Genomic DNA, 231 nt, shown 5'->3' on the forward strand with positions numbered 1-231 from the left:
GCCGCTTCGCGCTCATAGCTGTTGGCATAGAGATAATGCACCTCACGCGGATCGTCCTGCCAGGCTTTACGGAAGCCCTGTTCGCGCAGGAAGCTCACCGACAGCTCCGGCAGCGCGCCGAGATAGAGCACCGTTTCGCCAGGAAACGTCCGCAGCTCAGCTGCGAGCATCTCGGCGTCATCCCGGTCAGCGCCAACCACGCTGGTGAAGTGCTCGCGATCGAGGGCGCGG

Annotated in this window: 1 protein-coding gene; it reads right to left on the reverse strand. The window is 64.1% G+C overall.

Features of this window, described 5'->3' with window-relative positions; all coding sequences use genetic code 11:
* Nucleotides 1-231, reverse strand: a 231-nt coding sequence (locus tag FLQ03_RS08680; RefSeq protein WP_338116362.1) for a catabolite repressor/activator, incomplete at both ends; no start/stop codon positions are given.

Origin of the sequence: Vogesella urethralis, assembly GCF_007644045.2 — a bacterium.
Taxonomy (GTDB): Bacteria; Pseudomonadota; Gammaproteobacteria; order Burkholderiales; family Chromobacteriaceae; genus Vogesella; species Vogesella urethralis.